Here is a 12,633-nt window from a genome sequence, read left to right on the forward strand (position 1 = left end):
CGTCGCGCAGACGGGACAGATGGCGGCGATGGGGCCATCATCGACCGATGTTCAGCGAGGACGAATTGAAATGAAGCAGCCGTTTTGCAATGCCGTGGCGTTCCGGGCCGTCACCATCGCCGTGCTGACGGCGGTTGCGATGAGCGCCTGCGGTTACGGCGATCGTGTCGACGCGGCGGACGCTGCCGTACCGGTCCAGGCGTCCGCGAATGCGGGCGACACCACTGCGGATCCGAACGACGCGGTTTCCACCGACGCGACACCCGATGCGCCGTCACTGGAGGCGGCGATTTCCGGCCTGCACCAGCCGCGTCCCGGCCTCTACACCGCAGGCCAACCGGAGGACACGGCGTGGCAGGCGGCCGCCGAAGACGGCGTCACCACGGTGATCAACCTCCGGCCGGCGGCCGAGATGGGCGAGCGCGACGAGGCGACCGAGGTCGCCGCCGCCGGGATGGCCTATCACCAGCTTCCGGTCGCCGGCGCCGGGGACATCAGCATGGCCAACGCCATCGAACTGCGACGCCTGATCGATGAGTCGCCTGGTCCAGTGCTGGTGCACTGTGCGTCCGGCAACCGGGTCGGCGCGTTGCTCGCGCTGGGGGAAGTGGAGCGCGGCGCTGTCACAGCCGAGCAGGCGTTGGCCTTTGGCCGCAGCGCCGGACTGGCCAGCCTGGAGCCGCGCGTGCGCGAAGTGATCGAAATCACCCACGCGGAAGCCTGCAAGGCCGACGCCAGTTGCTGATGCGTCTCCCGTCCGCGGACGACTTGGCGAAAGCTAGCGCGCCGCCGGATTGAAGATCTCGTTGAGCACGATCGCCAGGCGTGCGCCACCCAGACGCAGTTGCTGCTCGGCTACGGGCAGCGAGGACTGCACGTAGTCATCACTGATCTTGCGATCCTGCGGATAGAATCCCGGCTCGACAACGATCGTGCAGGACTGCTCCGCCCATGTCGCGGCGCGGGCGATCAGCGGCTCGGGCTTCAACTCCACGGTCGGTGAATCCAGGGGTGCGGCGCGCAGCCGCTCCAGATATTGCGCGTCATCCAGCCTGTTCGTGCCCAGCAGACCGCTGTCCCACAGCTGGTGCAGGTTGCTGCCCTTGCCGTTGAGATTGACCTGATAGGTGTTGCCGCCCTTGTCTTCGGCGTGGCCGGCGTGCAGTGGCTGGTGGACGTCGCCGACGAAGTGCACCAGGAACTTCAGCGCCTGCGTGCGGGTGGCCAATGACAGGCTCTCGTCTGCCAGCAGCGCCGCCTGGGTCGGGATCGCTGCGACCACGCAATTGCCCTCGGGGCAGTCGCGCGGCGCCTCATAGACACACTGGTCGCCCCCGATGTTGACGTAATGCCAGGCCGCGCTGAGTCGTCCCAGATCCGGGTCAGACGCGCGCAGACGGTCGGCCCAGTTCGCGACGCCGGGCAGGGTGGGCTCGGGCTCGTCGTGCAGCAGCGGCGTGATCCGCGCCTGCGATTGCGGGGTGAGTCGTTCCCAGGCCAGCTCGGCGACCAGACGGTGGCCCTGCGGTCCCCACGCAGAGGCTATCGAGGGTGCAAGGAGAGCGAGGGTGACGATACCGGTACGGAGGGTGCGGGACGCGAAAGATGTATTCATGGGCGACAGGATATCTGCAGTGGAACGGAAGGGCCGCCATGCCGCCTCGCCGACAGCCGCGCGGCCCGGTTAGCCGAAGTCGCGCTTTCGCTGCAACGGCCGGCTCCAGCGCGAATGGGCTAAAATGGGGGGCTTTATTCCCACACGTGCCCGTCAGGAGCCCTGCAATGGCGATCAAGGTTGGTATCAACGGTTTTGGCCGTATCGGACGCAACGTCCTACGTTCGGCGATTGAGAATTTCGGCGACGACATCGAAGTGGTCGCGATCAACGACCTGCTGGAGCCGGATTACCTGGCCTACATGCTGCAGTACGACTCCGTCCATGGCCGCTTCAAGGGCGACGTGAAGGTCGACGGCGAGAACATCGTGGTCAACGGCAAGACGATCCGCCTGACACAGGAGCGTGACCCGGCCAACCTGAAGTGGGGCGAGGTCGACGTGGACGTGGTGATCGAATCCACCGGCCTGTTTCTGACCAAGGAAACCGCGCAGAAGCACATCGACGCAGGTGCGAAAAAGGTGATCCTCTCGGCACCGTCCAAGGACGACACGCCGATGTTCGTCTTCGGAGTGAACGACAAGACCTACAAGGGCGAGGCGATCATCTCCAACGCCTCGTGCACCACCAACTGCCTGGCCCCGGTGGCCAAGGTGCTCAACGACAAGTGGGGCATCAAGCGTGGCCTGATGACCACCGTGCACGCGGCGACCGCGAGCCAGAAGGTGGTCGACGGCCCGTCCAACAAGGACTGGCGCGGCGGCCGCGGCATCCTGGAGAACATCATCCCGTCCTCCACCGGTGCGGCCAAGGCCGTCGGCGTGGTCATCCCCGAGCTCAACAAGAAGCTGACCGGCATGAGCTTCCGCGTGCCGACCTCCGACGTGTCGGTGGTCGACCTCACCGTCGAGCTGGAGAAGGGTGCGACGTACGAGGAGATCTGCGCGGAGATGAAGTCGCAGTCCGAAGGCGCGCTGAAGGGCATCCTGGGCTACACGACCGACATGGTCGTCGCCACCGATTTCCGTGGCGACACCCGCACCTCCATCTTCGATGCCGGCGCTGGCATCGCGATGGACGACACCTTCGTCAAGCTGGTCGCCTGGTACGACAACGAGTGGGGCTACTCGAACAAGTGTCTGGAGATGGTCAAGGTGGTAGCGAAGTAAGCCGCCGCACAGCCGTTTTCTGAAATAAAAAGCCGGGCATCGCGCCCGGCTTTTTATTGTGCCTGCAAAATCCTGCGCGCAGACCCCTGTACTCGGAGTCCGGCGCGACGCGGCGGCACCCAGCGGTTTTTTGCGACTACCACTCGCGCTTCAGCAACGGGAGCTTGTTGGGGACGCCATCCCACTTCTCGGCATCCTCCAGCGGCTCTTTCTTGCGGTCGATCACCGGCCACAGCGGCGCCAGTTCGGCGTTGATGGCGAGGAAGTGCTCCTGGCCGAGTGGCACGTCATCCTCGGGATAGATCGCGCCGACGGGGCATTCATCAACGCAGAGGGTGCAGTCGATGCATTCATCCGGGTCGATGACGAGGAAGTTCGGTCCCTCGTGGAAACAATCGACCGGGCATACCTCGACGCAATCGGTGTGTTTGCAGTTGATGCAGTTTTCAGTAACGACGTGGGTCATGGGACTATTCCAATCGTATTGCTTCCGGCAGGGCCATTGTCTCGCGGATCGAACATCGCTGCCCCTGACATGGATCAAGGCGAGGGTGAGGCCGCGTGCGGACAATTGTCGCCATCACCCCACCATATGGAGTCAGTACCAATGATCCGCAAGCTTTCCGCTGTTGCCCTGTTTGCCGTTGCCGGCGTGTTCGCCCTCCCGGCGATGGCCGCCGACTGCGCCGCCACGGTCGACAGCACCGACGCGATGCAGTTCACGACCAAGACCCTGGAAGTGCCCGCGTCGTGCAAGGAGTTCAAGGTCACCCTGAAGCATGTCGGCAAGCTGCCCAAGAACGTGATGGGCCACAACTTCGTGCTCAGCAAGCCGGCTGACGTCAATGGCATCAACGCCGACGGCATGAAGGCCGGCGCCGACGCCAACTACGTCAAGGCCGGCGATTCGCGCGTGATCGCCGCCAGCAAGCTGATTGGCGGCGGCGAGTCCACCTCCGTCACCATCCCGGTGGCAAAGCTCAAGGCGGGCGAGGACTACACCTACTTCTGCTCCTTCCCCGGCCACGCCGCCCTGATGAAGGGCACCTTGACTCTGGCCAAGTAAGCCACCATCTGTAAGGAGGGCGGCCGTGGCGGTCGCCCTTTTCCGTTTCCGGGATCCAGGCTCCGCTCATGTCACGCGAAACCACCCAACTTACCGAGCAGCAGTTGTCCGATCTGGTCGATCGCTTCTACGACCGGATCCAGGTCCACCCGACACTGGGGCCGGTCTTCAACGCCGCCGTCGACGACTGGCCGGCCCATAAGCAACTGCTGACCTCGTTCTGGTCGTCGGTTGCGCTGGGCACGCGCAGCTACCGCGGCAATCCGATGGCGCAGCACCGCGGGCATGACATCCACGCGGGCCATTTCGACGAGTGGCTGGCGCTGTGGCGCGAAACCGCGGATGAAGTCCTCGACGCCGAACATGCCGCCCTGGTCCACGAGTACGCCAAACGCATCGGCCGCAGCCTGAAGTACGGGCTGGGCCTGCAGGAAGGCGTGCGATCACTCGAGCTGCCGATCGTCGGAGGCTGAGCCACACCCGCCCTGTCCCACAGGGCCGGAATGCAAACGCGGCCCTGCGACGGACTCACGGGTTGCTGCACGTTGTGGCGTCCGCCCCGCCTGCAGACAGCAGCGGTGACACCGGCGTGGGCTCGCCCTCGGCATTCAGCGCGACCATCGTGAAGCGTCCCCGGGTCGCCAGCAGCGCCTCCCCCGAGTGCAGGTCCTCGCTGTGCATTTCCACTTCGACCTGCAGCGACGTGCGTCCGGTTGCCACGATCCGGGCGACCAGTTGAACCAGCGCGCCCTGGTTGACCGCGGTATGGAAATCGACCTGCTCGGAGCGGGCGGTGACCACCGTGCAGCGGGCGTAGCGTGAAGCAGCGATAAAGGCGGCCTTGTCCATCCAGGCCAGTGCCTGGCCGCCGAACAGCGTGCCCAGGTGGTTGGTGTGGTCGGGGAAGACGATCTCGGTCATGCGCGCTTGGGTGGCGGGCCTGGTCGCGAAGTCGCCGGGCTGTGAACCCGGGAGCGAAGGGTTGGCGGCATCCCTGCCGCCGATCGGGTCGGTCCGTCTCCCCCTGTGGACTCCGCCACCTGTCGATGACCGTCCTGTCATCCCGTGGCTCCCTGCCGGTCCCGGCATTCCCTCGCCGGACGGCGCCTCCCTGTCGCCGATGCCGGCCCCATCCGTGGGGCGCGCGCATTCGTGGATCTTGTCGATGACTCTGGCATGAGGTTTGTGAAATGCATGGACAGAAGTCTCAAAATGCGGCGTCGAACGCCACCTCGCCCTCAACACCGACCTGATAGGCCGAGACGCGACGTTCGAAAAAATTGGTGACTTCCTGCACATCCTGCAGGGCCATGAAGCCGAACGGATTGGTCGCGCCAAAGTGCCGCGGCATGTCCAACTGGCCCAGGCGCTGGTCGGCGCAGTACTCCAGGTACTGGCGCATGTCCTTCAGCGAAAGCCCGGCCACGCCGCCGGACAGCGTGTCGCTGGCGAACTGCATCTCGCACTCCACCGCCTCGGTGAGCATCTCCACCACATCGCTCTGCAGGTCCTCGTCGAACAGGTCCGGCTCCTCTTTGCGTACGGTGCGGATGACCTCGAAGGCGAACTCCATGTGGCAGCTCTCGTCGCGGAACACCCAATTGGTGCCCGAGGCCAGCCCGTGCAGCAGCCCGCGCGAGCGCAGGTAGTAGACGTAGGCGAAGGCGCCGAAGAAGAACAGGCCCTCGATGCAGGCGGCGAAGCAGATCAGGTTGAGCAGGAACTGGCGCCGCTGCGCACGCGTCTCGATGCGCTTGAGGTCCTGGATGGAGTCGATCCACTTGAAGCAGAACTCGGCCTTGGCACAAATCGAGGGGATGTTTTCCACCGCGGCGAACGCCTGCGTGCGGGCCTTGTCGTCGGGCAGGTAGGTGTCCAGCAGGGTGAGGTAGAACTGCACGTGCAGCGCCTCCTCATACAGCTGGCGTGAGAGGTACATGCGCGCTTCGGGCGCGTTGATGTGCTGGTAGAGGTTGAGCACCAGGTTGTTGGCGACGATCGAATCGCCGGTCGCGAAGAACGCGACCAGTCGCTCGACCAGATGGCGCTCGGCCGGTCCGAGCTTGCCGCGCAGGTCGTTGACGTCCAGCGAGAAGTCGACTTCCTCCACCGTCCAGGTGTTGCGGATCGCATCGCGGTACATCGCGTAGAACTGCGGGTAGCGCATCGGGCGCAGGGTGAGGTCGAAACCGGGGTCGAGCAGGTGTTGGGTGGTCATGCGGATTCCTTGCAGATGCGGAGGGTGCGACCTGGCCTACTGGCAGGACTCGCAGCTCTCGGGGTTTTCCAGCGAGCAGGCGATCGCGTCGGCGTCTGGCGTCGGTGCGGAGGCGGGCGCCGGGGCGCTGACGGTGGACTTGGCGATCCGGGTCGCCGGCCGCGAGCGCAGGTAGTAGGTCGTCTTCAGGCCCTGCTTCCAGGCGTACATGTACATCGACGCCAGCTGGCCGATGTTCGGGCTCTCGATGAACAGGTTCAGCGACTGGCTCTGGTCGATGAAGGCGCCGCGGTCGGCCGCCATGTCGATCAGCGAGCGCATCGGCAGCTCCCAGGCAGTGCGGTAGACCTGGCGCAGCGTGTCCGGGATCGCCGTGATGCCCTGGATCGATCCGTCGGCCATCTTCACCGCGTCGCGCAGCTCCGCCGTCCACAGGCCCAGCGTCTTGAGCTCCTCGACCAGGTACTTGTTGATCACCAGGAAGTCGCCCGACAGGGTTTCGCGCTTGAACAGGTTGGACACCTGCGGCTCGATGCACTCGTAGCAGCCGGCGATCGAGGCGATCGTTGCGGTCGGCGCGATCGCGATCAGTAGCGAGTTGCGCAGGCCGTGCTCGCGGATGCGCGCGCGCAGCTCGTCCCAGCGCGCCGGATCGGACGGCGTAACATTCCACGCGTCGAACTGCAGCTCGCCGACCGAGGCGCGGGTGTCGCCGAAGGACGGGTGCGGCGTCTGCTCCACGGCCAATTCGCAGGAGGCGGACAGGGCGTGGAAATAGATCTCCTCTGCGATGCGCTGCGACAGCTCGCGGGCCGGCTCGGAATCAAACGGCAGGCGCAGCTTGAAGAACACGTCCTGCAGGCCCATCGCGCCCAGTCCGACCGGGCGCCACTTCAGGTTGGCGTGGCGGGCGGTGTCGATGGGGTAGAAGTTCAGGTCGATCACGCGATCGAGCTGGCGCACGGCCAGGCGCACGGTTTCGGCCAGCTTGTCGAAGTCGAACCGGGCCAGGTCGCCGGCGCTGCCGTCCTGCACGTGGTGGGCCAGGTTGATCGAGCCCAGGTTGCAGACCGCCGTCTCGTCCTGCGAAGTGACCTCCAGGATCTCGGTGCACAGGTTGGACAGGTGCACCACGTTGCCCTCGCGCAGCGTCTGGTTGCAGGCGCGGTTGGACTTGTCCTTGAAGTTCATCCAGCCGTTGCCGGTCTGGGCCAGCGTGCGGATCATGCGGGTGTACAGGTCGCGTGCCTTGACCTGTCGCGTCGCCAGCCCGGCCGCTTCGGCGACGCGATAGGCCTGATCGAAGGCCTCGCCGAACAGGTCGGTCAGCTGGGTGCCGTGGCGCGCCAGCACGGCCGGATCGAACAGCGACCACATCGCGTCGGCCTCGACCCGGCGCATGAATTCGTCGGGGATCCAGTTGGCCAGATTGAGGTTGTGGGTGCGCCTGGCATCTTCGCCGGTGTTGTCGCGCAGCTCCAGGAACTCCTCCACGTCGGCGTGCCAAGGCTCCAGGTAAACGCACGCCGCGCCCTTGCGCTTGCCGCCCTGGTTGACCGCCGCCACCGAGGCGTCCAGCGTTTTCAGCCACGGCACGATGCCGTTGCTCAGGCCATTGGTGGATCGGATCAGCGAGCCGCGCGAGCGCACCCGGCTGTACGACAGGCCGATCCCGCCGCTGAACTTGCTCAGCTTGGCCACGTCCATGTAGCGCCGGTAGATCGCCTCCAGCGAATCCTCCGGCGAGTCCAGCAGGAAGCAGCTGGAGAGCTGCTCGTGGGTGGTGCCGGCGTTGAACAGGGTCGGCGAGCTGGGGATGTAGTCCAGCTGGGCCATGCGACGGTACAGCGCCAGCGCGTCGGCAACGTCCTCGCTGAGCGCGCAGGCGATGCGCAGGAAGAACTGCTGCGGCGTTTCGATGACGGTGCGCGCCGTGGGGTGGCGCAGCAGGTAGCGGTCATACACAGTGCGCATGCCGAAATAGTCGAAACGGGCGTTGAGGCCGGTGTCGATCGCGTCGTTGAGCTTGCGCGCGTTGGCCTGCACGAAGTCCATCAGGCGCTGGTTGATCAGGCCCAGGTCGAAGCCGCGCTGGACGGACTGCGAGAACGCGTTGATGTCGATCGCCGCGACCTCCTTCTCGATGACGCCGGCAAGCAGGCGCGCGGCGAGCCGTCCGTACTCGGGCTCCTCGGCGGTGAGCAGGGCGGCGGTGCGGATCGACAGTTCGTCCAGCTCCGACGTGGTCGCGCCGTCGTACAGCCCGGAGATGGTGCGGGTGGCCACGCGCATCGGGTCGACCGCGTAGAGGTCCTGGCTGCAGCGGGCAACCGCGCGCACGATCTTGTTGAGGTCCACCGGCTCGCGGCCGCCGTTGCGCTTGGTCACCTGCATGCTCATCGCAGTGGCCGGCGGGGTGAGCGAAAAGCCCGGTGAGGCGTCCGGCTGGGCGGCGGTTGGCTCCACGTCGGCGTTGGGCGCCGCGAGGGTGTCGGGCTCCGCGGGTGCGGTGGCGAGGTCTGGCTGGGTCATCGAACAGCTCCGGTGCAGGGCGCACGGTCGTCGCCCTTCCCTCGAAGGTCGACGCGCGGAAGCAGTCCACGACACCGGCACCGCGGACAGGCGGCGTCGGACGGCGCGGCCATGCCCCCGCGGGCATCGGGTTTTCGTGAGGAGATCGCGGTGTCGTGCGGCGTCGATCCGACGCGCTCCCACCCGCCGCGTGGACGTGTGGCGACACCGGCCGTCTTCCCCCGAAGACTCGCAGGCCGGTCACCGCGCGGTGTGCTTCGCGCGGCTGTCGGCAGGTCTTCGGGCTCTGGACGCGGATGGCCGTGACCGGCCTTCCACCTACTGGTCGTCGCTTCCCAGGGCAGGGCGCCCCAGTGCAATGACGACGTTCGTTTCCAATTACCGCTGCGGGGCAGCGCCGGATTCCCACCGGCTTCCCGTTTTAAGCCAACCGCGAGGTCGGCACCGACGGGCACAACATAGTGGGGGCGACTGGATCCGTCAACACGACATGTGGGGTTTGGGCACGAATCAGTCGATCCGAGCACGCTTCCAATCGCCGCCCCGGCCCGCGACAATGCCGTCCTTCGCCAGCCGGCCATCGCGCCAGGAGTCTTCCGTGTCCATCCTCCGTATGTCCGACCTCGACCTTGCCGGCAAGCGCGTGCTGATCCGCGAGGACCTCAACGTGCCGATCGATGACAACGGTGCGATCACCTCCGACCAGCGCATCACCGCCGCGCTGCCGACCCTGCGCCTGGCGCTGGAGAAGGGCGCAGCGGTAATGGTGATGTCCCACCGCGGTCGTCCCACCGAGGGCCAGTGGAGCGAGGCGGATTCGCTGGCGCCGGTGGCGGCGCGGCTGTCGGACCTGCTGGGCATGGATGTGCCCCTGATCAAGGACTGGCTGGACGGCGTCGAGGTCGCCCCCGGCCAAATGGTGCTGCTGGAAAACTGCCGCATGAACGTCGGCGAGAAGGCCGACGACGAGGCGCTCGCCAAGCGCTATGCCGCGCTGTGCGATGTGTTCGTGATGGACGCTTTCGGTACCGCCCATCGCGCGCAGGCATCCACCCATGGCGTGATCCGCCAGGCCAAAGTCGCCGCCGGTGGCCCACTGCTGATGGCCGAGCTGGACGCGCTGGGCAAGGCGCTGCACGAACCTGCGCGGCCGCTGCTGGCCATCGTTGCCGGCTCCAAGGTCAGCACCAAGCTCGAACTGCTGTCCTCGCTGGTCGGCAAGGTCGACCAGCTGATCGTTGGCGGCGGCATCGCCAATACCTTCATCGCCGCGATGGGCCACGGGGTTGGCAAGTCGCTGGTGGAGATGGACCTGCTGGACACCGCCCGCCAGATCATCGACGACGCCAAGGCCCGCGGCGCGGACATTCCGCTGCCCAGCGACGTCGTGGTTGCGCCGGCCTTCGCCGCCGACGCCCCGGCCACCGTGAAGCCGGTGGACGCGGTCGGCGCCGACGACATGATCCTCGATATTGGGCCCGACACCGCCGCGCGCTACGCAGCGATGATCGCCAAGGCCGGCACCGTGGTCTGGAACGGCCCGGTGGGCGTGTTCGAGTTCGAGGCCTTCAGCCACGGCACGCAGACGCTGGCCGAAGCGATTGCCGACAGCGCGGCGTTCTCCATCGCCGGTGGCGGCGACACCCTGGCCGCAGTCGACAAGTACGGCATCGCCGATCGGGTGGACTACATCTCCACCGGTGGCGGCGCGTTCCTGGAGTTCCTGGAAGGCAAGGAGTTGCCGGCCGTAACCGCGCTGCAGGCGCGCAACTGAGCGATCCGGTGCCGCACCCCAGCCATATGCCGGGCGACGACCGGGCGAAGCCCACCCTGTTCTTCGACATGGACGGCACCCTGATCGACTCGGCGGTCGGCATCACCCGCTGCGTCGCCCACGCGCTGACACAGATGTCGGTGCCGGTGCCGCCGCAGGCCCAGCTGCGGCGCTGGATCGGCCCGTCGCTGCGGACCAGCTTTACCCCGCTGCTGCACGACCCGCTGCTGGTTGAGCGGGCCGTCGAGCATTACCGCGTGCGTTTCGAAAGCCATGGCTGGGCGGAGCACGAGATCTATCCCGGGATTGCCGAGGTGATCGAGAATCTGCACGCCGCCGGTCATCAGTTGGCCGTCGTCACCGCCAAGAACGAGCCGCACGCGCGCAAGATCGTCGAACACCTGCCGTTCGGCCACCTCTTCGATGACGTCATCGGAGCAACCGTCGATGGCCGGATCAGCGACAAACCCGACCTGATCAACGAGGCCCTGAGGCGCCTCGATCTAGCGCCGGAACAGTGCTGGATGATCGGCGACCGGCACATGGACATCGAAGGCGCCCGCCACCACGGCATGCGCAACATCGGGGTGCTGTGGGGCTTCGGTGGCGAAGCGGAACTGCGCGCATCCGGTGCCGGGCACCTTGCCCGATCGCCGGCCGAGATCCCCACCTTAATAGCGGGCTGAACCGGCGCAACGACGGAGTCCGGGCGGGGGGCGGCACCGACGATGAGCGATGTATCCCGATCGTGCTAGCGTCCACGGCTTGATCTTCAGGGAACCCAATTCAATGGCCGCGCTGCTGCGACGTACCAAGATCCTCGCCACCCTTGGCCCCGCCACCGACGCGCCCGGAGTGCTGGATGCGCTCATCGCCGCGGGGGTGGACGTGGTCCGGCTCAACTTCTCCCACGGCGACCCGGATTCCCACCGCTCACGCGCCGAAGCGGTGCGGGCCGCCGGGCAGCGCCTGGGACGGGAAGTCGGAATCCTGGTCGACCTGCCCGGTCCGAAAATCCGCATCGGCCACTTCGAGGAGGGCAAGGTCGTGCTGAGCGCGGGCGATCGCTTCGACCTGATCGCCCGTGAGGACGCCGCGCCCGGAACCAACCGCGAGGTCGGCGTCAGCTACCTCGGCCTGCCCGGTGATGTCGCGCCCGACGACGTGCTGCTGCTGGATGACGGCATGATGCAGTTGCGCGTCACCGCGGTCGACGGACAGCGCATCACCACCCAGGTGCTCAACGACGGCGAGCTGTCGGACCGCAAGGGGCTGAACAAACAGGGCGGCGGACTGTCACTGGGTGCGCTCACCGCGCATGACGCGGAGCTGATCGAGATCGCTGCGCAGATGGACGCGGACTTCATCGCGGTCTCGTTCTGCCGCACCGCCGAGGACATGCACCAGGCACGTCGCCTCGCCCGCGCCGCCGGCAGCGACGCCTACCTGGTGGCCAAGATCGAGCGCGCGGAGGCGATCGAGAACCTGGGCGACATCATCGATGCCAGCGACGTGGTGATGGTGGCGCGCGGCGACCTGGGCGTGGAGATCGGCGATGCCGAACTGCCCGGTTTGCAGAAGAAGATCATCCGCGAGTCGCTGGCCCGGCACCGGGTGGTGATCACGGCTACCCAGATGCTGCAGTCGATGGTGGAAAGTCCGATCCCGACGCGGGCCGAGGTGCTGGATGTCGCCAACGCGGTCATCGATGGCACCGATGCGGTGATGCTGTCGGCCGAGTCCGCCGCAGGCCGTTATCCCGTGCGCGCGGTTGAGGCGCTGGCGCGGATCTGCCTGGGCGCCGAGCGCCAGTTCGACCACGACACCGACTTCGAGGCCGCGCCGCGCAACCTGCAGCGCGCCGATCAGGCCATCGCGATGGCGGCGATGTTTGTCTCCGAGCACATCGGCGTGCGCGCCATCGTCGCGATCACCGAGTCCGGCGGCACCGCTGGGTTCCTGTCCCGGTTCCGCTCGCCGGTGCCGATTTTCGGCCTGTCGCGCCACCCGGGCACCCGCCGCAAGATGGCGATGATGCGTGGCGTGATCCCGCTGGATTTCGACAGCCGGGGCATGGACACCCGGGACGCGGTGCGCAATGGCGTGCGCATGCTCTACGACGCCGACCACCTGGCCGTCGGTGAGCGGGTCATCTTCACCAGCGGCGACCACATGGAGCATGAGGGCGCGACCAACACGCTGCGTCTGGTGCTGGTGGGCGATGCCGGCAGTTCCGAAGGCCTGGGCGAGCTTTGACCG

The 12,633-nt window shown here is 66.7% G+C and carries 12 protein-coding genes and 1 riboswitch; of the genes, 7 read left to right on the forward strand and 5 right to left on the reverse strand.

Annotation, left to right across the window (positions count from 1 at the left end; genetic code table 11):
- Positions 1 to 70 precede the first annotated feature (70 nt).
- A complete protein-coding gene (locus INQ43_RS03590) occupies positions 71 to 745 on the forward strand; it encodes a protein tyrosine phosphatase family protein (protein ID WP_194037127.1) in 675 nt (224 codons plus the stop codon).
- A 33-nt stretch (positions 746 to 778) separates the two neighbouring features.
- On the opposite strand, the gene INQ43_RS03595 is transcribed toward INQ43_RS03590, so the two are convergent.
- Positions 779 to 1,615 (reverse strand): S1/P1 nuclease, encoded by an 837-nt coding sequence (locus INQ43_RS03595; protein ID WP_194037128.1) that lies wholly within the window; start codon positions 1,613 to 1,615, stop codon positions 779 to 781.
- A 167-nt stretch (positions 1,616 to 1,782) separates the two neighbouring features.
- On the opposite strand from INQ43_RS03595, the gene gap reads away from it, so the two are divergent.
- The gene (gap, locus tag INQ43_RS03600) at positions 1,783 to 2,784 is read left to right on the forward strand and encodes a type I glyceraldehyde-3-phosphate dehydrogenase (RefSeq protein ID WP_194035132.1); all 1,002 of its coding nucleotides are present in this window, start codon (positions 1,783 to 1,785) and stop codon (positions 2,782 to 2,784) included.
- A 136-nt stretch (positions 2,785 to 2,920) separates the two neighbouring features.
- Here the strand turns inward: gap and fdxA are convergent, their stop codons facing one another.
- Positions 2,921 to 3,250, reverse strand: a complete 330-nt coding sequence (gene fdxA / locus INQ43_RS03605; RefSeq protein ID WP_194035133.1) for a ferredoxin FdxA — start codon at positions 3,248 to 3,250, stop codon at positions 2,921 to 2,923.
- 144 nt (positions 3,251 to 3,394) lie between these two features.
- Here fdxA and azu point away from each other — a divergent pair, with 144 nt between their 5' ends.
- Both azu and INQ43_RS03615 read left to right on the forward strand, forming a co-directional pair.
- Positions 3,395 to 3,850: an azurin gene (gene azu / locus INQ43_RS03610; protein WP_305058369.1), complete on the forward strand. Its 456-nt coding sequence runs from the start codon at positions 3,395 to 3,397 to the stop codon at positions 3,848 to 3,850.
- A 68-nt stretch (positions 3,851 to 3,918) separates the two neighbouring features.
- Positions 3,919 to 4,323 carry a group III truncated hemoglobin gene (locus INQ43_RS03615; RefSeq protein ID WP_194035135.1) on the forward strand — a complete coding sequence of 135 codons (405 nt, stop codon included), beginning with the start codon at positions 3,919 to 3,921 and terminating at the stop codon, positions 4,321 to 4,323.
- Positions 4,324 to 4,378: 55 nt separating this feature from the next.
- Here INQ43_RS03615 and INQ43_RS03620 read toward each other — a convergent pair whose 3' ends face one another.
- The 3 genes from INQ43_RS03620 to INQ43_RS03630 form a co-directional block, all read right to left on the reverse strand.
- The gene (locus tag INQ43_RS03620; RefSeq protein ID WP_228062607.1) at positions 4,379 to 4,771 is read right to left on the reverse strand and encodes an acyl-CoA thioesterase; all 393 of its coding nucleotides are present in this window, start codon (positions 4,769 to 4,771) and stop codon (positions 4,379 to 4,381) included.
- A 286-nt stretch (positions 4,772 to 5,057) separates the two neighbouring features.
- Positions 5,058 to 6,068, reverse strand: a complete 1,011-nt coding sequence (locus INQ43_RS03625; protein ID WP_194037130.1) for a ribonucleotide-diphosphate reductase subunit beta — start codon at positions 6,066 to 6,068, stop codon at positions 5,058 to 5,060.
- A 36-nt stretch (positions 6,069 to 6,104) separates the two neighbouring features.
- Positions 6,105 to 8,468, reverse strand: coding sequence for a ribonucleoside-diphosphate reductase subunit alpha (locus INQ43_RS03630; protein ID WP_228062659.1), 2,364 nt, complete (start codon positions 8,466 to 8,468; stop codon positions 6,105 to 6,107).
- 384 nt (positions 8,469 to 8,852) lie between these two features.
- Positions 8,853 to 9,064: riboswitch (cobalamin riboswitch) on the reverse strand.
- 134 nt (positions 9,065 to 9,198) lie between these two features.
- Between INQ43_RS03630 and INQ43_RS03635 the strand changes: the two genes are divergently transcribed.
- The 3 genes from INQ43_RS03635 to pyk all read left to right on the forward strand — a co-directional run bounded on the left by INQ43_RS03635 (position 9,199) and on the right by pyk (position 12,630).
- Positions 9,199 to 10,374, forward strand: coding sequence for a phosphoglycerate kinase (locus INQ43_RS03635; RefSeq protein WP_194037132.1), 1,176 nt, complete (start codon positions 9,199 to 9,201; stop codon positions 10,372 to 10,374).
- Positions 10,375 to 10,400: 26 nt separating this feature from the next.
- Positions 10,401 to 11,060 (forward strand): HAD hydrolase-like protein, encoded by a 660-nt coding sequence (locus INQ43_RS03640; protein ID WP_194037133.1) that lies wholly within the window; start codon positions 10,401 to 10,403, stop codon positions 11,058 to 11,060.
- A gap of 103 nt (positions 11,061 to 11,163) precedes the next feature.
- Positions 11,164 to 12,630, forward strand: a complete 1,467-nt coding sequence (gene pyk / locus INQ43_RS03645; protein WP_194037134.1) for a pyruvate kinase — start codon at positions 11,164 to 11,166, stop codon at positions 12,628 to 12,630.
- Positions 12,631 to 12,633: the final 3 nt, after the last annotated feature.

Origin of the sequence: Lysobacter sp. H23M47 (assembly GCF_015209765.1) — a bacterium.
Classification (GTDB): Bacteria; Pseudomonadota; Gammaproteobacteria; order Xanthomonadales; family Xanthomonadaceae; genus Novilysobacter; species Novilysobacter avium.